Annotated in this window: 21 protein-coding genes; 12 read left to right on the top strand and 9 right to left on the bottom strand. The window is 52.8% G+C overall.

Annotated features, from left to right (window positions below; all coding sequences use genetic code 11):
- Both NG42_RS23365 and NG42_RS06225 read left to right on the top strand, forming a co-directional pair.
- Nucleotides 1–1,153, top strand: a 1,153-nt coding sequence (locus NG42_RS23365; RefSeq protein WP_052898539.1) for an IolC C-terminal domain-containing protein, incomplete at its 5' end; no start/stop codon positions are given.
- Between the two features lie 213 nt (nt 1,154–1,366).
- A complete protein-coding gene (locus NG42_RS06225) occupies nt 1,367–2,203 on the top strand; it encodes a MurR/RpiR family transcriptional regulator (RefSeq protein ID WP_052898412.1) in 837 nt (278 codons plus the stop codon).
- A gap of 357 nt (nt 2,204–2,560) precedes the next feature.
- On the opposite strand, the gene iolB is transcribed toward NG42_RS06225, so the two are convergent.
- Genes iolB through NG42_RS06210 form a run of 3 tightly spaced genes read right to left on the bottom strand, consistent with a single transcriptional unit; the run spans nt 2,561 to nt 5,364 of the window.
- A complete protein-coding gene (iolB, locus tag NG42_RS06220) occupies nt 2,561–3,379 on the bottom strand; it encodes a 5-deoxy-glucuronate isomerase (protein WP_052898411.1) in 819 nt (272 codons plus the stop codon).
- Nucleotides 3,380–3,401: 22 nt separating this feature from the next.
- Complete coding sequence (locus NG42_RS06215; protein ID WP_052898410.1) at nt 3,402–4,907, bottom strand: CoA-acylating methylmalonate-semialdehyde dehydrogenase; 1,506 nt, start codon at nt 4,905–4,907, stop codon at nt 3,402–3,404.
- A complete protein-coding gene (locus NG42_RS06210) occupies nt 4,891–5,364 on the bottom strand; it encodes a hypothetical protein (RefSeq protein WP_156324257.1) in 474 nt (157 codons plus the stop codon). The genes NG42_RS06215 and NG42_RS06210 overlap by 17 nt, the downstream gene beginning before the upstream one ends.
- Between NG42_RS06210 and NG42_RS06205 the strand changes: the two genes are divergently transcribed.
- On the top strand, nt 5,357–6,169 hold the full coding sequence (locus NG42_RS06205; RefSeq protein ID WP_052898408.1) for a TIM barrel protein: 813 nt from the start codon (nt 5,357–5,359) through the stop codon (nt 6,167–6,169). The two genes, NG42_RS06210 and NG42_RS06205, sit on opposite strands and share 8 nt — an antisense overlap.
- Before the next feature lie 46 nt (nt 6,170–6,215).
- Here the strand turns inward: NG42_RS06205 and NG42_RS06200 are convergent, their stop codons facing one another.
- The gene (locus NG42_RS06200) at nt 6,216–7,409 is read right to left on the bottom strand and encodes an MFS transporter (RefSeq protein ID WP_052898407.1); all 1,194 of its coding nucleotides are present in this window, start codon (nt 7,407–7,409) and stop codon (nt 6,216–6,218) included.
- 198 nt (nt 7,410–7,607) lie between these two features.
- On the opposite strand from NG42_RS06200, the gene NG42_RS06195 reads away from it, so the two are divergent.
- The gene (locus tag NG42_RS06195; RefSeq protein WP_052898406.1) at nt 7,608–8,654 is read left to right on the top strand and encodes an AI-2E family transporter; all 1,047 of its coding nucleotides are present in this window, start codon (nt 7,608–7,610) and stop codon (nt 8,652–8,654) included.
- 177 nt (nt 8,655–8,831) lie between these two features.
- Entirely contained in the window at nt 8,832–10,016 is a 1,185-nt protein-coding gene (gene uxuA, locus NG42_RS06190; protein ID WP_052898405.1) for a mannonate dehydratase, read from the top strand.
- Between the two features lie 55 nt (nt 10,017–10,071).
- On the opposite strand, the gene NG42_RS06185 is transcribed toward uxuA, so the two are convergent.
- Nucleotides 10,072–11,004: an alpha/beta fold hydrolase gene (locus NG42_RS06185; protein WP_053115964.1), complete on the bottom strand. Its 933-nt coding sequence runs from the start codon at nt 11,002–11,004 to the stop codon at nt 10,072–10,074.
- A 55-nt stretch (nt 11,005–11,059) separates the two neighbouring features.
- Nucleotides 11,060–11,704 (bottom strand): TetR/AcrR family transcriptional regulator, encoded by a 645-nt coding sequence (locus tag NG42_RS06180; RefSeq protein WP_053115963.1) that lies wholly within the window; start codon nt 11,702–11,704, stop codon nt 11,060–11,062.
- 301 nt (nt 11,705–12,005) lie between these two features.
- Between NG42_RS06180 and NG42_RS06175 the strand changes: the two genes are divergently transcribed.
- Nucleotides 12,006–13,598, top strand: a complete 1,593-nt coding sequence (locus NG42_RS06175) for an EAL domain-containing protein (RefSeq protein ID WP_052898404.1) — start codon at nt 12,006–12,008, stop codon at nt 13,596–13,598.
- Here the strand turns inward: NG42_RS06175 and NG42_RS22610 are convergent.
- Nucleotides 13,570–13,935: a hypothetical protein gene (locus NG42_RS22610; protein WP_156322229.1), complete on the bottom strand. Its 366-nt coding sequence runs from the start codon at nt 13,933–13,935 to the stop codon at nt 13,570–13,572. The genes NG42_RS06175 and NG42_RS22610 overlap by 29 nt on opposite strands.
- Nucleotides 13,936–14,473: 538 nt before the next feature.
- Between NG42_RS22610 and proP the strand changes: the two genes are divergently transcribed.
- Nucleotides 14,474–15,979, top strand: coding sequence for a glycine betaine/L-proline transporter ProP (gene proP, locus NG42_RS06170; protein WP_052898403.1), 1,506 nt, complete (start codon nt 14,474–14,476; stop codon nt 15,977–15,979).
- A gap of 65 nt (nt 15,980–16,044) precedes the next feature.
- Here proP and NG42_RS06165 read toward each other — a convergent pair whose 3' ends face one another.
- Complete coding sequence (locus NG42_RS06165; RefSeq protein WP_052898402.1) at nt 16,045–19,437, bottom strand: putative adhesin; 3,393 nt, start codon at nt 19,435–19,437, stop codon at nt 16,045–16,047.
- Between the two features lie 269 nt (nt 19,438–19,706).
- Between NG42_RS06165 and NG42_RS06160 the strand changes: the two genes are divergently transcribed.
- From NG42_RS06160 to NG42_RS06145, 4 genes are all read left to right on the top strand, one after another.
- The gene (locus tag NG42_RS06160; RefSeq protein ID WP_052898401.1) at nt 19,707–20,453 is read left to right on the top strand and encodes a hypothetical protein; all 747 of its coding nucleotides are present in this window, start codon (nt 19,707–19,709) and stop codon (nt 20,451–20,453) included.
- Nucleotides 20,454–20,507: 54 nt separating this feature from the next.
- A complete protein-coding gene (locus tag NG42_RS06155) occupies nt 20,508–21,539 on the top strand; it encodes a LacI family DNA-binding transcriptional regulator (protein ID WP_052898400.1) in 1,032 nt (343 codons plus the stop codon).
- Between the two features lie 270 nt (nt 21,540–21,809).
- On the top strand, nt 21,810–22,730 hold the full coding sequence (locus tag NG42_RS06150) for a TIM barrel protein (protein WP_052898399.1): 921 nt from the start codon (nt 21,810–21,812) through the stop codon (nt 22,728–22,730).
- A gap of 13 nt (nt 22,731–22,743) precedes the next feature.
- Nucleotides 22,744–23,916, top strand: coding sequence for a Gfo/Idh/MocA family protein (locus NG42_RS06145; RefSeq protein WP_052898398.1), 1,173 nt, complete (start codon nt 22,744–22,746; stop codon nt 23,914–23,916).
- A 33-nt stretch (nt 23,917–23,949) separates the two neighbouring features.
- On the opposite strand, the gene NG42_RS06140 is transcribed toward NG42_RS06145, so the two are convergent.
- Entirely contained in the window at nt 23,950–24,729 is a 780-nt protein-coding gene (locus tag NG42_RS06140; protein ID WP_052898397.1) for a TIM barrel protein, read from the bottom strand.
- A 248-nt stretch (nt 24,730–24,977) separates the two neighbouring features.
- Here NG42_RS06140 and ahr point away from each other — a divergent pair, with 248 nt between their 5' ends.
- The gene (gene ahr, locus NG42_RS06135; protein ID WP_052898396.1) at nt 24,978–25,994 is read left to right on the top strand and encodes an NADPH-dependent aldehyde reductase Ahr; all 1,017 of its coding nucleotides are present in this window, start codon (nt 24,978–24,980) and stop codon (nt 25,992–25,994) included.
- Nucleotides 25,995–26,020: the final 26 nt, after the last annotated feature.

Genomic DNA, 26,020 nt, shown 5'->3' with positions numbered 1-26,020 from the left:
TATTCCGGACAGTTGGGAACAGACCCGCCTGCACAGCGGTGTGCGGGTAGAAGTGCTGAATGTGCTCGGCGCGGGCGATGCATTTATGTCTGGCCTGTTACGTGGCTGGCTCAATGATGAAGGCTGGGAGCAGGCCTGCCGCTATGCCAACGCCTGCGGTGCGCTGGTGGTTTCCCGCCACGGCTGTGCGCCAGCGATGCCGACCAAAGAAGAGCTGGATGATTTCCTCGGTCGCGATAATGACGTGAAACGCCCGGATCTGGATGCCCGTCTCAACCATCTGCATCGCGTCACCACCCGCAAACAGCAGTGGCAGGAACTGAATGTCTTTGCCTTCGACCATCGTAAGCAGTTGGCCGATATGGCGCATGAAGCGGGCGTGGATGAATCACGCATTCCACAACTGAAAACCCTGTTGCTGAAAGCGGCTGAATCCGCAGCCACCGAAGCCGGTCTTGATCATCGCAGCGGCATTCTGGCGGACACCACTTATGGTCAGACGGCACTGAATGCGATTACCGGTAAAGGCTGGTGGATTGGCCGTCCAATTGAACTACCCAGCTCGCGCCCGCTGCGCCTTGAGCATGGCAATATTGGCTCGCAGCTAATCGACTGGCCGCAGGAGCACGTGGTGAAATGCCTGGTGTTCTATCATCCACACGACAGCGCAGAGATGCGTCAGCAGCAGGATGAACTGATCCTCGACGTCTGGCGCGGCTGCAATAAGTCGGGTCATGAACTGCTGCTGGAAGTGATTCTGCCGGAAGATAATCCGGATCATCAGCCGTCTTACTATCACGATATGCTCAGCCACTTCTACAGCCTGGGCATCCAGCCAGACTGGTGGAAACTGCCACCGCTGCCGCTGGAAAACTGGCAGGCGATTGGTCAGCTGATTGAGCAGCAGGATCCGCACTGCCGGGGCATTCTGTTACTGGGGCTGGACGCACCGGAAGAGAAGCTGAAAGCCGGTTTTGCGGCGGCGGCTCAAGCGCCGTGGGTAAAAGGCTTTGCCGTTGGCCGTACTATTTTCTCTCAACCTTCACGTCAGTGGCTACAGGGTGAGCTGGACGATCAGTCGCTGATTAATCAGGTGAAGAACAATTATTTGCGGCTTATCGGCTACTGGCGCGAAGCGCGCCCGTCACAATAAATCTGCATTAACACTAAAGGCGACCAGCAGGTCGCCTTTTTTAATCACCGCCGAACGCTATCAGAGTCTTTGCGGCGAAAGCGTCGACAGAATGTGAGGTGATTCATATTGCCATGAAATAAATTAGGCAATAATCGTCATCAAGTGAAATTTTCCATTCATCTGGTAGAATATCGTTCAGCAAAACGCCAATAATTTTAGCGAGCCGAAGTCATGACCAATAACCCTACACAACTCTCCCTGTTGCAGGACGACATTCGTCGTCGTTACGACACTCTCAGCAAACGCCTGAAACAGGTTGCTCGCTATATTCTTGATAACAGTAACAGTATTGCTTTTGATACCGTTGCCTCGATTGCGCAGCAGGCCGATGTTCCTCCTTCCACTCTGATTCGTTTTTCCAATGCTTTTGGCTTTAGTGGCTTCAACGAAATGAAACAGGTTTTTCGTCAGCATCTGATGGAAGAAACGGTCAACTACACCGAGCGCGCCCGACTGTTTCGCCAGACCGCGACTGATGAGAATGCCGCCGCGCCGGAAAATCCGGCTGAGATCCTTAACGTGTTTACCATGGTTAACTCGCAGGCACTGCAACAGCTGGCGATGCAGACCAATCCTGAGCAGCTGGAAAAAGCCGTGCAGATGCTGAGTGAGGCGGAAAATATCTATGTTATCGGCCTGCGTCGCTCGTTCAGCGTCGCCTCTTATCTGACTTATGCGCTGCGTCATCTTGAGCGCCGTGCGTTTCTGATCGACGGCCTTGGCGGCATGTTTACCGAGCAGTTGAGTATGGTGAATCCTAAAGACGTGGTGATTGCCATTAGCTATTCACCTTACGCACGTGAAGCGGTGGAACTGGTGGAACTGGGAGCCAAGCGCGGCGCACATCTGATTGCCATTACTGACAGCCAGGTCAGCCCGCTGGCCGCCTTCAGCGATATCTGTTTTGTGGTGCGTGAAGCGCAGGTGGACGGCTTCCGTTCGCAAGTGGCGTCATTATGCCTGGCGCAAACGCTGGCGGTCTCGCTGGCACTGAATAACGCGCAGTAACCACGAGAAACAGTTTCTTTCAGTTATCGTTTTGACTGTGATGGCAGCAGGCGTAGAACAGGAGGTGGCAGCTAAACTTCAGCTGATTCCAGGGAGGATTTGATAATGAAACGTTCACTACGACTGTGCCTGCTGATTATCGCTCCAGCCATAATGATAACCGTCAGCCAGCCAGCACTGGCATGCAGAAGTCAGAGAGATGCCTGTTACCGCAATTGCAACCGCCTGGAGAGTAAAGTCGCGCGATTTTTCTGTTATCTGGGCGGGACAAAAAAAGAGAGCTGATATCAGCTCTCTTTTTGTGCAGGGGCGGCATGTTCGCCGCCCCACAGAAATACCGGCGTCAGCGACCACCCGTCATTTACTGCGCGGATACTCTTCACTGTTTACCCAGGCGTGATCTTTCTCCCAGGTAAATTTCCACAAACGCACCGGCCCGGCCATCACGTTCAGATAATAGTTATCATAACCGGCAAGGGTTGCCACCGGATGATAACCACGCGGCACGGTCACCACGTCGCGGTTATACGCCGCCATACACTCATCAAGCGAACGGTCGTCGGTATAAACACGTTGCATTGCAAAACCCTGCTCCGGGTTAAACCGATGGTAATAGGTCTCTTCCAGATAGGTTTCGTGCTCTGAATTTTCCTGATCGTGCTTATGGCTTGGATAAGAGCTGGTATCGCCCTCATCGGTGTACACTTCCACCACCAGCAGGCTGTCAGCGGGTTTATCGTCCGGCAGAATATTGTGCACCAGGCGCTTATTACGCCCTTTGCCACGCTGCTCGACACCCACATCGGCTGGCGCAATCAGACGCGCTGGCAGGTTGCCGCTGCCGGGTGCATTACACACCGCCAGCTCAAGATCGGAATCGGCCACCACTTCCACTTTATCGCCATGCGGCACATACACCGAGTAAGGCGGCGTGCGTTCAAACGGTGACATGCGCTTGCCGATCCCCGGAAACTCCGCATTCCGGGTTTTGACCGACGCCAGTCCGGCGACCAGCACCAGACACAGCTCTTTATCACCACTTTCCAGCGTCAGGGTCTGCCCTTTTTTCAACTGGTAAGCATCAAACCCTACATAGCGCCAGCCGGCACTTTCCGGCGTAACATGCTGGATGCGACCACTGGCATCCGGTTGTTGATATTTGGCTAGCAAAGACATCGGCTTCTCCTGTGCTCGCTGATTATTCCAGAGTTGGCATACTGAATTCAGATACTGTCTGCTGACCGCTTGGCCAACGCACGGTGGCCGTTTTCATCCGGGTGTAGAAACGCACGCCGTCCGGCCCATGGACGTTCAGCGCACCAAACACCGAACGCTTCCAGCCGCCAAAGCTGTGGAATGCCATCGGCACCGGCACCGGCACGTTAACGCCCACCATACCTGCCTGCACTTCGCGGACAAAATCACGACCGGTATGACCATTGCTGGTGAAAATCGCGCTGCCGTTACCAAACTCATGGCTGTTAACCAGTTTCAGCGCGCTTTGATAATCTGGCGCACGCATGATGCTCAGCACCGGGCCAAAAATCTCTTCACGCCAGATCACCATATCCGAGGTAACGTTATCGAACAGCGTGCCGCCGACGTAGTAACCTTCGGCATAGCCAGGGACGCTGATATTGCGGCCATCGACCACCAGTTTCGCCCCTTCCTGCTCGCCTTTATCAATATAGCCGAGCACTTTCTTCTGATGCGCCGCGGAAACCACCGGCCCCATCTCATTTTCCTCTTTGCCTTTCTGGATGCCCGGGCCGACACGCAGGGCTTTAACCAGCGGCGTCAGTGCCGCAATCAGCTTGTCGGCAGTGTCATCACCCACCGCCACCACTACCGGCAGCGCCATGCAGCGTTCGCCAGCGGAACCGAAGGCACCGCCCATAATCGCGTTAACCGTGGCATCCAGATCGGCATCCGGCATGACGATGGCGTGGTTTTTCGCCGCGCCAAACGCCTGTACGCGTTTGCCGTGCGCGCTGGCGGTTTTATAAATATGCTCCGCCACGCCAGACGAGCCAACAAAGCTCACCGCCTGCACGCGGGGGTCGGTATACAGCTGTTCAGCATCTTCATTGGAACAGTGAATCACGTTAAAGACGCCATCCGGCAGTCCCGCTTCCGTCAACAGCTCGGCCATACGAACGGAGGCAGAAGGGTCAAGTGCCGGTGGCTTCAGCACAAAGGTGTTGCCGCAGGCCAGCGCGATCGGGAACATCCACAATGGCACCATCGCCGGGAAGTTAAATGGCGTAATCCCGGCCACCACACCCAGCGGTTGCATCAATGAGTAGCTGTCGACACCGGTGCCGACATCCGCCGAGTTTTCGCCTTTAATCAGGTGTGGAATCCCGCAGGCAAATTCGACCACTTCGAGGCCACGCGTCAGTTCGCCCAGTGCATCCGACCAGACTTTGCCGTGTTCACTGACAATCAGCTCGGCCAGTTCATCACGATGCTGTTCCATCAGCGCTTTAAAATTAAACAGAATGCGTGCGCGGCGCAGAGGCGAAGTGCGGGACCATCCATCAAAGGCGTTATGTGCCACTTCAATCGTGTTGGCGACTTCCTGCGCGGTACTTTGCGTCAGTTCGCGCACCGGTTTGCCCGTGGCGGGATCGTAGACCGGAATGGTTTCGTTGCTGGCACTCAGCGAGGTTTTACCGCCAATAAAGTTACCCGTGATATTCATGTTCTTGCCTCTTTGATGTGATAGATCCCTGCAGGCAGTCTTTAACTTGCCACGCTACCTGACCGGGCAAAACCCAAATGCGTGCTAAGAAAGTATTATATTGAAATAAATTTTTCAAATATTTCTCTTTGGAAAATTCATTTTTAGCGGCGTGGATCGCATTTTTGCTGCAAGCCAGATTACACGATCTCATCCGTGACGCTGACACGCGGGCAAACCGCATCAGTGCTGGCCTGCCCGGCATGCTGCTTACCCCGGCGATTAGCTGTAAACCCACGGCGGTTAACGCCTGCTCCGCGCTCTGATACCCCGCTGCGGCGACGCTTTTGAGTGATTTTATGCGAAGCCGATCTAAAAATTTAAATTTCACAATTAACTTACAGTGAAATAAATGTTCTTTTATGCGGCAGGTGCTTGTTCCCCTTTTCTCTGTCCGCAGGAGTGACCATATGGCCATCGATCCAACCCGTTTTTGTATTAACCGCAAAATTGCCCCAACGCTGTCGATCAACAGCTTTTTTAAGCTGGTGCAGCGGCTGGGCCTGAACAAAGTCGAACTGCGCAACGATATGCCGGGCGGCAAAGTCACGGACAACCTTAGCCATGCTGAGGTGCAGGCGCTGGCAAAACAATACGGGCTGGAAATCGTCACCATCAATGCGGTCTACCCGTTTAATCAGGCCGATGACGCGCTGCTGGCAAAAGCGGAAGGATTACTCAAAGATGCGCAAGGCGTCGGGGCGAAAGCGCTGGTGCTGTGTCCGCTCAACGATGGCACGGCGGTCGCGCCGGAAGACACCGTGGCAGCGATGAAAAAGCTGGCTCCGCTGTTTGAGAAATACGCTATTCAGGGGCTGGTGGAACCACTGGGCTTCCCGGTCAGCTCGCTGCGCTCGGCAGTGCAGGCGCAGGCACTGATCCGCGATGCGCAGGTACCGTTCAGCATCGTGCTTGATACTTTCCACCATCATCTGTACGAAAATGCCGAGCAGGAATTTGCCGGGATTGATATCAACCGCATCGGGCTGGTACACCTGTCCGGCGTCGAGGATGCCCGTCCGACGGCGGAACTGACCGATGAAGAACGCATTATGCTGAGCGAAGGCGATCTGCTGAAAAGCGTCGAGCAGGTACAGCGACTGGAACGCCTGGGTTACAAAGGGGTTTACGCTTTTGAGCCGTTCTCCGGTGAACTGGAGAACTGGAGCGAAGCGGATATCGAACGCGAAATCCGCCAGAGTATTGCGCTGTTGCAGGGCTAAGCGCGGTTACGGCTCCCACAGCGGCGGCGTTTTCGCCGCCGCTGCATTAAACTCCGGATTTCATCCGCATCCGCAATGTCACCACCAGCGCCACACACACCAGCAGCCCGCTTAACAGATAAATCACCGGCACACCGGCATAGCTCATAATAAAGCCGGCGACGGGGCCGGTTATCCCCAGTGACAAATCCATAAACGCGGTATAGGTTGCCAGCGCACTGCCCTGATTCTGTGGCGGCACCACTTTTACCGCCACGACACCAATCGCCGGGAACACCAGTGAGAAGCCCGCACCGGTCAGCAATGCGCCGAGATGTGCCATCCACGGCAGCGACGAGGCCGACACCAGAAACAGCCCGATAGCTTCGACCGCAAAGCAACAGATAGCCACCTGCAATCCACCGTAGCGGTTAATGCTGTTGGGAAACAGCAGCCGGGTACCGACAAAGGCGACGCTAAACATTGTCAACGCAAACGCTGCGCCGTCCCAGCCTTTATCCTGATAAAACAGGGTAATAAAGGTGGCGATCACGCCGAAACCGGCAGATGCCATCGCCAGAATCAATCCGTAACCATAAATCTTGCCGAGCACCGCACGAAACGGCAGCGGCTTCCCTTTGCTGCCTTTAACTGCCGGACGCGGCAACGCCAGCACCACAGCAATCACGATAATCGCCATGATGATGGCCGACAGCAGCAGCAAGCCGCCAAGCCGGTAGATCAGTACTCCCAGCGGAGCACCGATAGCCATCGCGCCGTAAGTGAAAATACCGTTCCATGAAATCACCCGACCAATATGCAGCGAGCCGACCATGCCGACGCCCCACAGCGTCGAGCCGGTACCCGCAAAACTTTGCCCGACGCCGAGAATCAAGCGCCCGGCGCACAACAGCCCGAGGCTCAGCAGCGGTATCGCTGCGCTGAGGGCAGCCAGCGCGTAACAGACGCCACTGATAAAACAGCCACATAAGCCGACGATGACCACTTTCTTCGGCCCCCAGATATCGGCATAGCGTCCGGCATGCGGACGGCTCAGGAGCGTTGAAAGGTATTGCAGACTAATCACCAGCCCGGCCCAGAACGCACTGTAGCCCATAACATCGTGGACATAGCCGGGCAGCACCGCCAGCGGCAGGCCGATGGTCAGGTAACTGGCAAAATTAAAAATGACGGTTGAGATAATGCGCAGATTTAAGCGTAATCCGCTCTGGACAGCTTCCGTAGCAGGTGGCTCTGACATGAAATTTCTGGCTCGCAATCTGATATTGGCGTAGTGCGGAAAAATAACTATACGCTTTTTTTAGCGCTTTTGGAGTAACAAATGGTCGCTAACTGTTCAATTCCCTTTATCAGTCCCTCTTTTCCATTACTCCTAAAATCATCAAGTTACCTGCACAACGACTACACTTGCAGTGCAGACACTCTCTCAGGAGCCTTAATGAACGCACCGCTGCAGGAAAAAATAGGCCAGAACATGTTGCTGAAAATGGCGATGCTGGTGATCATCCTCGCCGGGATACGCGCGGCAGCTGAAATCATCGTGCCGTTTCTGCTGGCCAGTTTTCTTGCCATCGTGCTGAATCCGCTGGTGACGATGTTAATGAAACGCGGCATTCGCCGTAGTGTCGCCATCTCACTGGTGATTGTCGCCATCTTAATCGTGATTACGCTACTGGTGGCAATGCTTGCCAGTTCCGTTAATGAGTTCAGCAACCTCTACCCGGAAATTCGCGCCACGCTGGAGCAGAAGCTGGGAGTAGTACAACATCTGGCCGCCACAGTGCATATCAATATCTCCGCTGAGTCGCTGGCCGCACGGCTCGATCCTAACTCGCTGATGAATGTTGCCACCATGGTACTGACGCAATTTTCCGGCGCGATGACCAATTTTGTACTGCTGATTCTGACGGTGGTATTTATGCTGTTTGAAGTGCGCCATCTGCCCTACAAACTGCGTAATGCACTGGTTAATCCGCAGATTCGCATTGCGGGCATGCATAAAGCGTTAAAAGGCGTCACTCACTATCTGGCGCTGAAAACCCTGATTAGCCTGGTAACCGGTGTCGCCGTCTGGCTGACATTGCTGCTGTTAGGGGTGAAGTTCGCGCTGCTGTGGGGCGTGGTGGCATTTGTGCTTAACTTTATCCCGAATATCGGGCCGATTATCGCCGGGATTCCGCCGCTGATTCAGGCGCTGGTACTGAACAGCGTCTACGATGCCGCGCTGGTGGCAGCGCTGTTTACCGCCATCCATATGGTGTTTGGCAATATCCTTGAACCGCGCGTGATGGGGCGCGGTCTCGGGATGTCGACGCTGGTAGTTTTTCTGTCGTTGATTTTCTGGGGCTGGCTACTCGGTCCGGTCGGTATGCTGCTGTCGGTGCCGCTGACCAGCGTCTGTAAGATTCTGATGGAGACCACCCCCGGCGGCAGTAAGCTGGCGATTTTGCTCAGCGATGGCCGACCGGTAAAAAAAACCGGTTAACGGATGCCAAACTCGGGCGGTAATTTCCAGCGCAATCAAGGCTTCACGCATCGATGGTCGGGATCGCCATCACGGCAGGCGGACAGGATTAACGCTATTCTTGCTCCAGCGGCCTGACCACTGGGCCAGACGGTTTACATCGGCGGTAAGCTAACCGCCCCTGCGTGGAGATAAACAATGGAACACACCTGGCGCTGGTATGGCCCAAAAGATCCCGTCTCGCTGGATGATGCACGTCAGGCCGGAGCCACCGGCATCGTCACCGCCCTGCACCATATTGCCAACGGAGAAGTCTGGCCGGTGGAGGAGATCAAAGCGCGTCAGGCGCTGCTGGCGGAAAAAGGGCTGGTATGGTCGGTGGTAGAGAGCATTCCGGTACATGAATCGATTAAAACCCAGCGCGGTGACTATAAAAAATATATCGCCAACTATCAGCAGTCGCTGCGCAATCTCGGTGCCTGCGGCATTGATACCGTCTGCTACAACTTTATGCCGGTACTTGACTGGACGCGCACCGATCTCGAATACCCGCTGGCGGATGGTTCGAAAGCGCTACGCTTTGATTTCGTGGCCTTTGCCGCTTTTGAACTGCATATCCTGCAACGGCCTGGTGCGCAGCAGGATTACAGCGCCGGGGAACAGCAGCAGGCGGCAGATTATTTTGCGGCGATGAGTGCCGAGCAGGTCGAAAAACTGACGCGCAATATTATCGCCGGCCTGCCGGGTGCGGAAGAGGGTTATACTCTGGAACAGTTCCAGGCGCAGCTGTCGCAATATGATGGCATCGACAAAACCCGGCTGCGTGAGCATATGGCCGAGTTTCTGCGAGCTATTGTGCCGGTGGCCGAAGCGTCCGGCATTGTGCTGGCGGTGCATCCGGACGATCCACCGCGTCCGATTCTCGGTCTGCCGCGCATTATTTCCAATATTGACGATATGCAGTGGCTCAAACAGACTGTCGACACTATTCATAACGGTTTTACCTTCTGCACCGGCTCTTATGGCGTGCTGGCCGAAAATGATCTGGTGAAGATGGTGGAAACCTTTGCCGATCGTATTCACTTTGCGCATCTGCGTGCCACGCTACGCGAAGAGAATCCGAAAAGCTTCCATGAAGCGGCACATCTTGGCGGCGATGTTGATATGGTCGCCGTGGTAAAAGCGATTCTGGCGGAAGAGCAGCAGCGCAGTAAACAGGGCAAGACGCGCGCCATTCCGATGCGACCGGATCATGGTCATCAGATGCTCGATGACCTGCATAAGAAAACCAACCCAGGCTATTCAGCCATCGGTCGGCTGAAAGGGCTGGCAGAACTTCGCGGCGTCGAGCTGGCGCTGAAGCAGAGCTTTTTCCAGCATTAATCTCTCCCGCTAACCTTCCCTCGTGTGCGGGGGAAGGCGCAGCGGATGGTGGCGACTATCTCTCTGTACTGCGATAAAACGCCAGCAAGCATTCGACTAAGGCACTCGGCGCTTCTTCCGGAATATAATGCCCCACACCGGCGAACACGTTGCCCTGCACTGTATCGGCCACGCTGCGCAGTGTGTTAATCAGCACATCGCCAACGCCATATTCCGCACCGCATGCCAGCACCGGCTGCGTTAATTTACCTGTTGCGCGTTGCTGAGCGGTTGCCACGCCTTGCGGGCTAAACGCGTGGCGGTAGTAGCTCAGCGCGGCGCGCAAGGCTCCGGGCAGCTGATTGACCCGGACATACTCTTCCAGGTCGGCACCATCAATCGCCCAGAAATTGGTGGCTTTCGCCGCAAATAGCCAATTAAGAAATGGCCGTTCACGCCCGTTAATCAGAATTTCAGGCAGATCGTCGAGCCGGTTAAAGGCAAAGTGCCAGGACTTCACATTGGCTTCCGCCGAGGGAATCCCTGCCGGAGCCGGCGGAGTGATACCCGGCAATGCCGCGTCAAACAGAGCCAGCCGTTTTACATCTTGTGGCCAGTCACTCGCCAGCGCATAGCCAATCCAGCTGCCAATATCATGGCCTGCCACATCGACAGCGCCGAGGTTTAATTCAGCAATCAGCTGATGGATATCTTTCGCCACGCTGGTCATATCATAGCCTTCGGCAGGATGGGCTGAATCCCCCATGCCGCGTGGATCCACCGCAATCACCCGCCGACCGGCGCTGACCAGTTGCGGCATGACATAACGCCAGGTGTACCAACTCTGCGGCCAGCCAGGCAGCAGTAACACCGGTTCGCCAGCGCCGCCTTCAACATAGTGTAAGCGAGTGCCATTTACGGCAACGGAACCATGATGAAACTGCTCCGCAAACACCGCGGGGTTAAAAGGTTTAATGGCTGGATCATAAGATTGCGCTGACTGAATCATTGATAAACTCCTGTGAATAATTAGAGAATTATTATTTCCTAATTAGGCAAAAAAATCAGCTGACCAGCGTCAGAGCCGTTGCGACCATAAGTTGCATATCGTCTTCGGTGACGCCGGTTTTCCCCAACACCCGCATACCCTGGGTGATACACAGCAGCAATGCAGCGATGGCTTCAGCATCAATGTGAGAGGGAACCGAACCATCCTGCTTCCCTTGTGCAATGCACTGTTGGAAGCGCTGGCGATAATGCGCCATTAATTGCGCGATGCGCCGGGCGATATCGGGATGAAGAGTGGACAACTCAACCGCACTGGCAACAACCAGGCAGCCACGCGCGCCGCGCGCACCAAAACTGTATTCAGCATAGTGGCGCAGAATGCCTTCGATCTGCTGTCTGCCGGATGACAACTTCGACAGTCGCTCAGCCAGATGCCCCCCACGTACCGCCAGATAACGATCGAACGCGGCAATAAAAATCGCATGTTTATCCGGAAAGGCTTTATACAGACTGCCGACGGTCACATTCATCACCGCAGAGAGATCGCTGACAGAAGTGCCGTAGTAACCCTGCTCACTGAACAGGCCAATGGCGCGATCAAGCGCCTCGTCGAGATTAAACTCGCGCGGGCGGCCTGGGCTGCGTTTTGATAATGAAGAAGCGGAGGAAGATTTCATCGCCTGAATATAGGAAATGATCATTCCCCAATCAAGCGATTTTTTACACTGTTTGCGGGCTGGAACAAGCTGGGTTCTCCAGGTTACAACGCTTTTCTCTCCCCGATGCCCGGCTGGTATCACCGCCTGCCACGCCGTCGTGCCAAGCGCGATGTTGCTAAGTTTTATTGCCTTTACCCAATATCTTTTCGTTTCCGTTATCGGCACTTCTGTATAATCAGCAGCAACTTCGGTCGTGCTATTCTCCAGTCAAGACTTCCGTTTTTATTAGCCGTACTTTCGCTGCATCTGATGAGTGAATAAGGGGAAATAAGTGGTGCCATCCATGCGAAAGAAACGCGAACGCAGCTGGCTCGTACTGCTTGCTGCGGGTCTGTTACCGCTGATTTTGGGGATCCTTTTTACCTTTATTGCCGCACAGAGAACCGAACAGCGTCAGCTGGAGACCACTGCTGAAGTGGTGCTAAATCATGCGGAAAATCTCAGCGACCATGCCTGGGATATGGTACGACAACTGGAAAAATACGATCCCCGCGCCTGTGGCTACATTGGTAAAGATATCCAGCGTATTGGCTCGGTTACCGCCTATTTTCGCTCGGTCGGTTTAACGAAAAATAACGATGTTCTCTGCTCTTCGGCTTACGGTCAGCATCCGGGGACCATTGAAGGCATGATCCGCATGCCGTTACCGACGCCGATCCCCGATCGCTGGATCCAGTCGGTCGCCGGCACGGCTGGCGCACCGCAGCGCCCGGCAGTGCTTTTTTTCCGCCAGCAACCAATGGGATATGGCGCTTTTGCGCTGGTTGATGGCCAGTATTTACTCGACTTTATGCATGCGCTGGGCATGCCTCGCGCTTATCAGGTTTCGATTCAGTTTAACCACGGCTACCGTATTGAAACCGGCCATATTGCCGCGGAAAACCACTTATTGTTCAACAGCCTGGTGTACCGCACCACCTCAGCTCGCTATCCGGTTACCATTAGCATCATTTCCCCGCCCTCGGAAGCGCTTAAAGCCTGGCGCCAGGTCTTCCTGACTTTCCTGCCGATGGCGGCGATTCTGTCACTGTTATTTATGGCGCTGGTCAGTAACTGGCTGAAGCGCAGGCTTTCGTACCATGATGAGCTCCGCCGCGGGATCGCCAATAATGAGTTTTCGGTAAATTATCAGCCAGTTTATGACATCTCTTCCGTTTCCTGTGCTGGCGCTGAGGCGCTGCTGCGCTGGCAAAGACGTGACGGTGAATGGGTGCGTCCGGATGTGTTTATTGCTGCCGCCGAAGCCGAAAGCATGATTATTCCGCTGACCCAGCACCTGCTGGAACTGATCGCAGCAGATGTGAAGCAATGGGACGTGCCACCGGGTTTTCATCTGGCGATTAACGTCGCTGCCGAGCATTTACAGCATCCTTGTTTTGTCAGCGATATTCGTCAGTTTGCGACGACAGTGGCGGAGAAATCGCTGGTTATCATTCTTGAACTGACCGAACGTAGTCTGATCAGCGAAGGCCAGGAGGTGGCTGAAAAGCTGTCCTTGCTGCGCCGTGAAGGGATTGAAATTGCCATTGATGATTTTGGCACCGGCAACTGCTCGCTCTCCTATCTGCAAACTTTTGAACTGGATTACCTGAAAATCGATCGCGGTTTTATTAACGCCATTGAGTCGGTTGACGGCGAGACGCCGGTGCTGGATGCCATTATTAATCTTAGCCATAAGCTGGCATTACAGGTGTTGGGTGAAGGGGTGGAAACACCGATGCAGCTGGAGTACCTGAAGAATCATGGCGTGATGTTTATTCAGGGCTATCTGTATGCCAGACCGATGAGCAGCGAGGCGTTGGCCCACTGGCTGACCAATGAAGGCAGATTACCGTTAGTTTCCGGCCTTAGCGACGACGCTTCTGCGCCGCTCTGAGCGCCACATTCACCGTCTCATCCGCCTGCGGATACTGTACCTCTTTTGTCAGGGTTGCCGCCGCTGACGCATGGCGTTGCGCCGCCATGCGTCGATTAATTCGTTCCAGCGTGGGTAGCATCTGGTCGACAACATCATGATGTTGCGGATGTACTGCCGAGGGGATTGCGGCGTGAGGTTTCAGAAACAGAGCTTTGCGCAACGCGTGAATACGCCCAATAATTCGACGAGAATGTGAAGAACAGTCAGGAGCACAATAATACTTAAGATTTGCTTCTGTACTATCCAACATATTAAGCCAGTCGTTACCATCGTTTCTTCTGTTACTTCGACTCATCCCTCTCTCCACAGCAGCGAGGGGATGAGTATCACTGATAGCAAAACATCGATCAAGCCACCAGCTTGCATAAACACATTTACCACTCTAATCATTCCCCCTATATCAGCAAACTGAGCGGCCCTTTTTTCGTCCCGCGCAGCGCTGCAGAGTGTGGAAAATTCACACCGCTCCACAGCAAAACAGCTGGCTCTGACTAAAAAAGCAACAAACGGTTAATCTGCCGCAGAATTTTTTTTGGCCTGAGCATCTGCTGGCAAAGCGCATGATTGCGCTATTAAGCGCGAGAATAACTGACAAATTGCTCATAACAGCAACAGATAAACTGACCGAAAATTACATATCGGGCTATTCAGGCGATATACTGTAATATCGGAGGGTACCGATTTCCTCAGGAAATAGTTTTTCCCGGTACTTCTTTGACATGGCTACCAAATGGCCATTATAAAAATTTATCCTGGCCCTGGACGGCCTGTTCACACAGTGCATACCGGCCAGTGAGAATTTTCAATTTTTGGGTAAATACAGGGCATTTTATATGAAGCTACGTAGGAAGCGTGTAAAGCCAATTGCACTGGATGATGTAACCATCATCGATGATGCAAGATTACGTAAGGCAATCACCGCGGCGTCACTCGGTAACGCCATGGAGTGGTTCGATTTCGGGGTTTACGGCTTCGTTGCCTATGCACTCGGTAAGGTCTTCTTCCCTGGTGCCGATCCTGGCGTACAGATGATTGCTGCGCTGGCAACCTTTTCAGTACCCTTCTTAATTCGCCCTCTGGGCGGACTGTTCTTCGGCGCACTCGGTGATAAATACGGTCGTCAGAAGATTCTCTCCATTACCATCATTATCATGTCGGTCAGTACCTTTGCCATCGGCCTGATACCCTCCTATGCCAGTATCGGCATCTGGGCACCGGTACTGTTGCTGCTGGCGAAAATGGCACAGGGCTTTTCGGTCGGTGGCGAGTACACCGGTGCGTCAATCTTTGTTGCGGAATACTCTCCTGACCGTAAGCGTGGCTTTATGGGCAGCTGGCTGGACTTCGGTTCAATTGCCGGTTTCGTCCTCGGTGCTGGCGTGGTCGTGCTGATTTCCGCGATCATTGGCGAAGAGAAGTTCCTCGACTGGGGCTGGCGTATTCCGTTCTTCCTCGCACTGCCGCTGGGTATCATCGGCCTCTACCTGCGCCATGCACTGGAAGAGACCCCGGCATTCCAGCAGCACGTTGAAAAACTGGAACAGGGCGATCGTGATGGCCTGCGCGAAGGTCCAAAAGTCTCGTTTAAAGAGATCGCCACGAAGCACTGGAGAAGTTTACTCGCCTGTATCGGTCTGGTGATTGCCACCAACGTGACCTATTACATGCTGTTGACTTACATGCCAAGCTACCTGTCACACAACCTGCACTACTCGGAAGATCATGGCGTCTTAATTATTATCGCCATTATGATCGGTATGTTGTTTGTGCAGCCGGTGATGGGCCTGCTGAGTGACCGTTTTGGTCGTCGTCCGTTTGTGATTATCGGCAGTATCGCGCTGATGGTGTTCGCGATTCCGTGCTTTATGATGATTAACAGTGACGTCCTCGGTCTGATCTTCGCCGGCCTGTTAATTCTGGCGGTGATTCTTAACTCGTTTACCGGTGTGATGGCCTCCACTCTGCCAGCCATGTTCCCGACGCATATTCGCTACAGTGCGCTGGCCAGTGCCTTTAACATCTCGGTATTGATTGCCGGTCTGACGCCAACGCTGGTCGCCTGGTTAGTCGAAAGCTCAGGCGATCTGTATATGCCGGCTTACTATCTGATGGTGGTGGCAGTTATCGGCCTGATTACCGGTATCATGATGAAAGAAACGGCTAATAAGCCCCTGCGCGGCGCCACTCCGGCAGCCTCTGACCTGGCAGAAGCGAAAGAAATTCTGCAAGAACATCACGATAACATCGAACAGAAAATCGAAGATATCAACGATGAGATTGAACAACTGGAACAGAAGCGTAAGCATCTGATTAACCAGCATCCCAATATCAACGAGTAATCTGTCAGTCCCCTCAGACAACTGAGGGGACTTTTTTTTTGCCCTGCCAGCAGCACCAACCACGCTTACTGGCTGTATTGCAGATTAAACGGCAGTACCTCAGTAATTTTTTCGTCAACAGGGATAAACGTATCGCTGCTGTCCCGCCTCAAAGTGATTTGTGAAAAAATAGTGTAGCCATCAAAGTGCAGCTCCTGTTGAGCGACTTTTGCCGATCTTTTTTTTACTTTATTCTTAAATTCAATCTGATAACCATCACCCAGCCCATGTTTATTCACCCGCTTCAGGGTCAGCGGCTGCTTCTCTTCACGGCAGGCAGAGAAAACGATCTGTTTATAACGGGCATAGTCTCCTCCCCGTCGCATCTGATCTATCACATCCTTTAGTGTTTTAAGCTGCTCTGCTTCGGGCTTCACCGTTAACACATCGATTTTTTCTTTACTGTTGATCCGGTTGCCCCACACAGCCGCGGTAATTTCCTCCCGGGGCGTTCTTTCATAGTGGCTGATACTGTAATTAATACTGTATCCCGGTTTATCCGTGCCCGCGCTGTCCAGATGCCATGTGGCTACATCCCTGGCAACATCCCTTTTTTCCACGATAATCTCTTTATTGACCAGGCTGGCATAAAAAGTCGGAGTCTGCTTACCGACACTGAGTAATCGCTCGGTCGGCAGTAATCCATCAACTTCTTCGGTTTCGAATAGAATTTTGCCGTGCGGGCCAAGGAAACTCAGTGTCTTATCTGCCGGAATCCGCAACAGCGGTGACTCGCGGGTAAAAAATCCGTGTGACAGTAACACCAGCTTGTCAGCCGGATCGTCCCTGACAGTGGTTAAACTAAAACTGGCTGTTTCAAAGGTCTCTACCCTGTCGCGCAACTCCGGATGATTCTGCTCCAGAAACATCAGCTGGACTCTCGCACGAGCCTGACGCTGGTTATACGCCACCCTGCCCAATTTAGATTCGCTAACCGTACGCTCAGGATTCAGCGCATTTCCGCCATGGGTTCGCGGCCGGTTCAGGTTACGATTTAGCTCTGGCAGCGGATTTTCTTCGAGGTCGCCGGTTTGCTTAACAATGGCTTGTTTCTCTGACTGACCGATTTTGCTGGCTGCCACTGGCTCCTCATGCAGCATATCGGACAACACACCCAATTTATTGATCTCACTGAGATTATGGCAGCGAACCTGCTCTCTCACCGTACTTAACGTCTGTCGCGACCAGAGCCTGACCTGGCGATAGCGTTTAAGTAACGTTGTGATGCGATTTGCTCCCTGCCTGGCGAGTGACGTGCCGCCGATTGTCCCACTGATTCCACTGAGAATCGTCGCCGATATCGCTTCTTCTACGAATGCCTCAGACTGATCTGGCCGATCGACGATATGGGCTTGTATCGCGATAATGCCGATATAAGCTGCATCTAAACCCACGCTGACAGCAAAATGACTGATGCGCGTCAGTAACGAGCCGGTACCGGGTAAGGCGATCATCAGTAACGGGGAGTAAATCATTAAAATCAGTTTCATTAGGTTCAGAGCTTGCAGGCTCAACTCTTCACGACGCGTCAACACCAGGGTGTCGATATCAGATTCCAGCCGCTGCATAAGACCTGCCAACAGATTGTCAGCCAGATCATACTGGTTACCGCCAGGCCGGGAACGGAAGGGATGCAACAGCACTTTCCCCATTTCCAGACCAGAAAAAAGCAGGCGACTGCGTACTGCCGTGCGGATGACGAAAGCCTGCCGGTCATTGGCATATTTCATCGCGTAGTAAACCGGTATTTTACTCAGTACCCAGCGTTTAAATTCCTCTGTGCGTGGATAACTCATTATCTTTTCGGTTTTCTTGAGCCCTCCCTGCCAGTATTGACGCTCCCGGGTTCTCAGGTAAAAGAACTTCGGCTCATCCACACTCATCAGCAGCCCTCCATCCCCAACCGGGATCAGAAAGACGCCGTTTAACAGATTTTCGTGAAACAACAGCTCCCGCGCCTCTAGCTTCCCGTCAAGGAACGCCAGTAATGCCGTGCGGTATGGCGACGCCTGGCGATACCTGTCGAGGAAGGACAGGCAGCGTAGAACGACCATTTGCCGATAGAATTTTTTTAATCCACTGGTGAATTCGGGATTATTACGCCAGGCGTCAAGATCGGCCTTCATGCGCCGCTCTAAATTCTCCTCGGTTAACGCTTCAATTAATGCCTGGTGCGTCATTGAGTCAACCCGATAGCTTCTGCCGAGAGCATCGCGCTGCTGATTAATTTCACGCTTATATTGCCCGGTAACAATATCCACAACCGAGTAATTAAGTTGCACTGGCAGTGGCGCTTTCGGCCCTTGTAAGTTCATATTTTGTGAAACGATGGGTGAGCAGGTCACCTGTATAGTGCTGTTCGACCGCAACCCGGTGCTTATCCCGTTGGCTTGCTCATAACGAGAAATACCTTCAGTGATATAGTTTTCGAAATAGTCTCTGGGATTTAATACCGGATGGTAAATGTGCTGCAAATTGTTCAAAGAGTGCAAAGCGTACTGATGAAATATACGGCTCTCTTCTTCGGTTAAATTTAATGGCTGCGCTCCTCCTGACACGTTGTTCCACGGCATCAGCTGGCTGAAGGCACTGTTCAGTGCTTTATCGATCCATTGCCCGATGGTATTGATGCCGTCCCACCATGTTGTCGTCAGTTGCTCAGTGCCGCTTTCAGCACTTTCAGCCTTCGGGCGGGCGGTTTCAGCATGTGGATAACGCACCGGCAGCGCTGACGGGCCAGGGTAACGACAAGCAATGTCGTCAGTGCTATCGGGATTGACCACATTCAGCATCGAAGCCGCCAGCATCAGCGCCCCTTTCGGCTTAAGGCGCGGCGTAAAATTAAACGTCCCGCGATTATTCAGCTGCTCACGCAACTGATGAGCCTGCCAGATGAGCTGTGCACTTTGCGCCTGCCACTGTTGTTGAAAAACATATCTCTCCTCTTTTAGCTCGGGTAACTGTATTCCCATCCCCTGCTCCCGGCGTTGTTGCCACAACACACTGATTTGATCACTGACTGATTCAAGTCGCTGATACAATCCACTGCGCAGCGCCAGAATATCCTTAGGGTTGACGCATTCCGGATCGCATTGCTGCCGAATTGCCTGCAGCGCACGAAACAGCGCATTGTCGCCTTCGACCTCAAGCAGACGGCCATCAATCTCAACGTAATAGTTTTCCTGACCACAGCGGATAACTATCGCATTATCACGTCGCGGCAGTGACAAACTGGCGAATGCCGCCCAGCGCGCTGATAACTGGGGATCAAACGTTGCCAGCGGTTGTCCGGAAATATCAGCCAGCACCAGCGCATTACCCTGTAGCACATCAGGATGGAAAGCCGCCGCAAGGCCGATAAGTTCCAGTGCCTCAAGACGCGCGTTACCTGAAGCTTTTAATTGCTCATCAATTTTCACTGCCCACTTGTCTTTTGATATTTTCCGCTGAGAAAAACAATTTGAATCAATATAATCAACTGTTACAGCTCTACTAATAAACATCTGACACCCTTTTTATCGACAGCTAAGACTGATAATTATTTTATTTTGCATTAGAATGATTAGCGCTCACTTCCAAATAAAGCTCATCTAAAAAATTCAAGTGTATTTATATTGCGTCGGGAATTTAAAATAGTTCACTCATGAAGTTTCAGACCGGGTATTTTATAATCTCAGGAGGAATTAACATGATCACTATGATTAACTCACTCAATGCAACTACGTTTAATGCGATAGATAAATTAGCGAGAGAAGTAAAATCTTTTATCAGAAATCTCAGATCGGTTCGCCAAAGCCCTTTGCAACTTCCTTCCGCGAAACCCACCCTGGAAAACTCAGCAACAATCAAAAATTCATATAGTTATATAAAAATCACTTTATTACCCATCGCAGAAACGGCGGTGAAAACGAATCAAGAATCCTTGTATCATGAGCCAGATTTTGCTGATAAAAAACCCGCGACGGTTGCTGCAATAATTCGTCATGGCAATGAAATAAACTATGATACCCCACGACTATTCACCGAAAGTGAAATATCCTTAAGAAATAATATAGCCACACAATTAAACGCAATTGATTATTTTGAAAACCTGTACGATGAAATCCCTGTCAAAACGTATAGAAAACAAGTGTTAAATCACGAAAACTCAGCAGAAAAAACAGGTATCAGCAAGGAAAAGAGCTTATACGTTAATCTTCTTACTGAAAATAACAAGCCAGCAGCACAAAAGGAAACAATTAATAAAGTTGCCAACCATATTAATGCTTACTATCAACAGCAACTTAATATTCTGCATCAAATTATAGAGAATCAGGTACATCAGATTAATGATAGCTGTGCGGAATCTCCGGTTAAACTGAAATATACAGAGCTAGCCGGTGTTACTGTGGAAGATCGCTCCCCTAAGCTCCCGCCAAGGAACAAAATATTTTAACTGCTTATCATACGTGATAAATTTTCATCAGGTTGATAGCAAAGTTGATATCAGATGAGAAATATAACGATCAAGGATATTGCGCAACAGGCGGGCGTGGGTGTGGCCACCGTTGACCGGGTGCTAAACCGACGCGCGCCAGTTCGTCAGGAAACGGAAGCAAAAGTCATCGCGGCAGCCACAGGTTTAGGCTACCGCTTCCCGCAAGGTCAGCCCCCGGCTTCTCAGCCGGTGAGGGCAGGCCAGACGGTTAAAATGGGGTTTATTCTGCTGCCAAAGGATTACTCCTTCTATCAGCAGTTTTGCCAGCAGCTGATGCAGCAAGCGGCTCCCTGGCATCATGACGATAGCCCGCCGGAATTTTACTTTCATGCGATCAACGCCATTGAAGCCACCGCCGCACGCATCCGCGAACTGGCAACCCGGGTCGATGTTATCGGGCTGGTTGCGCTGGATAATGCGCTAATTCGCCATGCGGTTGAGGAAGTCACTCGCCAGGGCGTGAAAGTGTTTGCGCTGTTATCCGATCTCTCACCCTGTGGTCACGCAGGTTATATCGGGCTGGATAATCGTAAAGCGGGCAGAACCGCCGCCTGGGCAGTGGAAAGGCTTCAGCGTAAAAGCGGTAAAATTGGGATTATCATCGGCGATAATCAGTTTCTTTGTCAGGAAACCTGCGAAATCAGTTTCCGCTCCTATTTACGTGAACGACTGGTCGGCCACCAGATCCTCGAACCGGTTAAGAGCTATGAAAATATTGCGGGTGGCTATCTGGCTACAACGCAATTGTTGCAACAGCATCAGGATCTTTCGGTCATCTACGCACCCTGCGGCGGCGTAGAAGGGGTGATCAACGCGATAGAGGAACATGGCCGACGGGAAGCCATCACCCTGATTTCTCATGGTCCATTTGATAACAGTGACCTGGCGTTGATTAATGGCACGGTTGAGCTGATTGTCGCGCACCGACTGACAGAGCTCTCCGCTGCAGTGATCGCTGCTTTCAGACAAAGTGTGCTGGAGAAAAACAGCGGCTTTATCAATCATACCTGTCCTTTCGAACTGCTTACCGCCGAAAACTGCTAGTTTTCACGACAGCATACACAGGCCCCACGTATGCTGTAGCCCCCTCGCACAGCACGTGCCATAACTCACTTTATGCGGATTGCGCCCCTAAATGATAGATTTCTATCATTTTAAACTATCACAAATAATTTGATCGCTATCATAAAATAAAGATTCCACCATTGATGGTTTTGGAACATCTGTTTAATACTCTCGTCAACATCCTGTGACGATCCGCGATCGATTCACAGCGCCGCAGATCCTTTAAACCTGTTAATGATGGAAAAAGCTATGACCCTACATATTGCTAATGCCCCGTGCAGCTGGGGAGTCGATGACCCGAAAAACCCCTTTTTGCCACCCTGGGAAAAAGTACTGCAAGAGGCTGCGCAGGCGGGTTATCGCAGTATTGAATTAGGTCCGTGGCGCTATTTACCGACCGACAGCAAACAGCTCACGGCGGCGCTGAATCAGCACGGTTTATCGCTGGTTGCTGGCACCATCTTTGACGATCTGGTCAGTAAAGCCAACTTCGACAATATGATTACGCTGACGCATAACATTTGTCGCACCCTGTCAGAAGTGCCAACCGCCGAGAAAACCCACGGCGATAACGCGCCTGCACCCTATCTGGTGATTATCGATTTTGGTAATGCCGATCGCGCCCGACTGGCCGGTCAGTATGATAAAGCGCCACGACTAAGCGAAAGCGACTGGCAGCGCATGATGCAACACATCACCACTATCAGTGAAATTGCTCAGCAGTATGGCGTGCGCCCGGTGATTCATCCTCATGCCGGCGGCTGTATCGAATTCGCCGATGAACTGGAAAAACTGGTGGCGGATATCCCGCACAATATCGCCGGGCTTTGCCTCGACACCGGGCACCTTTACTACGCCGGTATGGACCCGCTGACGTGGCTGGAAAAATACTTCTCACGCATCGACTATCTGCACTTTAAGGATGTCAATCAGCAGGTCTTTGCCTCCGGCCTGAAGCGCGAGCTGGACTTCTTTACCGCCTGTGCTGAAGGCGTGATGTGTCCACTGGGCAAGGGTGCCATCGACTATCCGGCGATACGCGCTTTCCTCGCCGAACGCCATTACCAGGGCTGGATCACCATCGAACAAGAGCGCGATCCGCGCAACGTTGAGGGCAGCCTGCGTGACGTGACGGCCAGCCTGAACTATCTGCATTCCGTCGGCTTCTGACAGGAGAAACGAGATGATTAACGGCATAAAACCTCTCGACCGCTCACTGCGCTGGGGCATGGTCGGCGGCGGCGGCACCAGCCAGATTGGCTATATCCATCGCTCTTCCGCGCAGCGTGACGGCACTTTTACCCTGATGGCCGGTGCTTTTGATGTTGATGCCGAACGCGGCAAAGCGTTTGGCCGCGCGCTGGGCGTCGATGAGAATCGCTGTTACGCCAGTTATCAGGCATTGTTTGCTGGCGAAGCCGACCGGGAAGACGGTATTGAAGCGGTCTCGATCGCCACGCCCAACAATACCCATTTTGAGATTTGCCGCGCCGCACTGGAGGCCGGGCTGCATGTGGTCTGTGAAAAGCCACTGTGCTTTACCAGCGAAGAGGCGCAGATCCTTGCGGATCTTTGTAGCATAAACCATAAGATCATTGGCGTCACTTACGGCTATGCCGGACATCAGTTGATCCACCAGGCACGCGCCATGATCGCCGAAGGATTACTCGGCGATATCCGTATTATCAATATGTCGTTTTCACACGGCTTCCATAACGACGCGGTGGAGCTGGATAATCCGAGCACCAAATGGCGCGTCGATCCGAAGTATGTCGGGCCAAGCTATGTGCTGGGCGATCTGGCGACCCATCCGCTGTTTATTGCTGAAACCATGGTGCCTGAACTATCCATTAAGCGCCTGATGTGTACCCGCCAGAGTTTTGTGAAATCACGCGCGCCGCTGGAAGATAATGCTTATGTGTTAATGGAATATGACAATGGCGCGGTCGGCTCGATGTGGTGTTCGGCAGTGAACTGCGGTTCGATGCACGGCCAGAAAGTGCGGGTAATTGGCTCGAAGGCCAGTCTCGAATGGTGGGACGAGCAACCGAATCAGCTACGCTACGAAGTTCAGGGTGAGCCGGTAAGAATTATCGAACGCGGCATGGGTTATCTTACGCCACGCGCTCTGGAAGAGGACCGCATTGGCGGCGGGCACCCGGAAGGTCTGTTTGAAGCCTGGTCGAATCTCTATCGCCGTTTTGCCATTGCCATGGACGCTACCGATCGCGCCGATCGGGCATTGCTGGAAAACTTCTGGTATCCCGATGTGCATGCCGGACTGCAAGGCGTGCGCTGGGTGGAAAACTGCGTACGCTCGGCGGAGTCTGGTGCCAGTTGGGTAGAGTTTCGCTAAAGCTTACCGCCCCGCTCAGGCGGGGCAAATGGATTACAGGCTAAAGCAGTCGCGAAACTGCTCCAGCGCCTCAACGCTGTCACCCAACGCCCAGCCTTCCAGCGCCACGACGCCACGGTAATCGATCTCATTCAGCACGCGGGCAATGGCACGGTAATTAATTTCGCCGGTACCCGGCTGATAACGGCCCGGCACATCCGCAACCTGAATCTCGCCAATGGCCGACGCGCTGCGCTTCAGCAATTCAATCAGATTCCCTTCACCAATTTGCGCATGGTAAAAATCGAGATTCATTTTCAGTGCCGGACTGTTCACCGCTTCCACCAGCGCCAGCGTGTCACTGGCTTTGGCAAACGGCGTACCGGGATGGTCGACCGCAGTATTCAGATTTTCCAGGGTAAAAACTTTTCCGGCTTTTTCACCCATTGCTGCCAGCTGGCTTAGCGTCTGACGGGCCTTTAACCACATCGCCCCGCTCACCACCTCGACCGGCTCAACCGGCAATCCCTTATCATCCAGACCAGTGCCGTGCAGATTGAGTGCCGGGCAGTTAAGGCGCTGCGCCACTGCCAGAGATTGCTGCGCACTGCTGAGCAGCGCGGCAATCTGCCGGTCATCAGTAAGATTACCGGACAGATAGCCGGTCATTGAGGTAAAACGCGCGCCGGTCGTCGCCAGCGCATCAATATCTTTATTGGCCCAGTTCCAGATCTCAACCCCAAAGCCCAGCTGGCTAATGCGTTTAACGCGTTCGATAAACGGCAAATCCAGAAAAACCATTTCCGCACAGACAGATAAGCTATAACTCGTCATTTTTTATCCTCTAAACACTTTCAGTAACCTCCGTGACATCACAATAAAATGTACATATCAGTTTTTTATGTCAATAAAATAAAAATTCCATTTAGAAAAATCAGCACTGCCGCACGTAAAAAAACAAATCTGCCTGATATTGCACCAGTCAGCCCCTGTTCGGGCAAAAACAGCCATCCCGGACACTCTAAGCCCGGCGCAAGCCGCTACACTGTTAGCTGAACCAAAAACTGAATCTGAGGTGAAGTGTGAAAATTAAAAGCTACGCAGCAATGGAAGCCGGCAAGGCTCTGGAATTATATGAGTATGATGCGGGCGCGCTGAGTGCAGAGGAAGTTGAGGTCGAAGTCGAATATTGTGGCGTTTGCCACTCTGACCTGTCGATGATTGATAACGAATGGGGCATTTCCCGCTACCCGACCATTGCCGGCCATGAAGTGATTGGTCGCGTGTCCGCGCTGGGCGAAGCCGCTAAGTCGAAAGGTTTGTCCATCGGACAGCGTGTCGGCATCGGCTGGACGGCAAAAAGCTGCCAGCACTGTGATGCCTGTATTAACGGTGAGCAGGTTAACTGCGAGCAGGGCAGCACCCCGACCATCCTGAACCACGGTGGTTTTGCCGAGAAATTGCGTGCCGACTGGCAATGGGTTATCCCGCTGCCGGAAAAACTGGATGCAGCCAGCGCAGGCCCGCTGCTGTGCGGCGGTATTACCGTGTTTAAACCGCTGCTGATGAGCAATATCACTGCCACCAGCCGCGTGGGCGTAATCGGAATTGGCGGCCTCGGCCATATTGCCATCAAACTGCTGCATGCGTTGGGCGCGGAAGTGGTGGCATTCAGCTCCACAGCCAGCAAAAAGCAGTCGATTCTCGATATGGGTGCCGATGAAGTGGTTAACAGCCGCGATGCCGAAGAACTGAAGAAACAGGCTGGTCGCTTTGATCTGATTCTCAGCACGGTAGCGGTTGATCTGGACTGGAAACCTTACTTCGATGCGCTGGCACCAAAAGGTAAATTCCATACCGTCGGCGCAGTGATGAAGCCGTTCCAGGTACAGGCATTTGATCTGATTACCGGCGATAAAGCCGTGACCGGCTCTTCAACCGGTTCACCAGGCCAGTTGCGTTCGTTGCTGAAACTGGCATCTCGCCGCGATATCGCGCCGCAGGTGGAGTTCTTCCCGATGTCGAAAATCAATGAAGCGCTGGATCATGTACGTGACGGTAAAGCCAATTTCCGCGTAGTCCTGAAAGCGGATTTCTGAGTTACCGCTGGCGAGCGGTGATACAC

The organism is Winslowiella iniecta (assembly GCF_001267535.1).
In the GTDB taxonomy this organism is placed as follows: Bacteria; Pseudomonadota; Gammaproteobacteria; order Enterobacterales; family Enterobacteriaceae; genus Erwinia; species Erwinia iniecta.
This window is presented reverse-complemented; position numbering and strand designations above follow the sequence as displayed.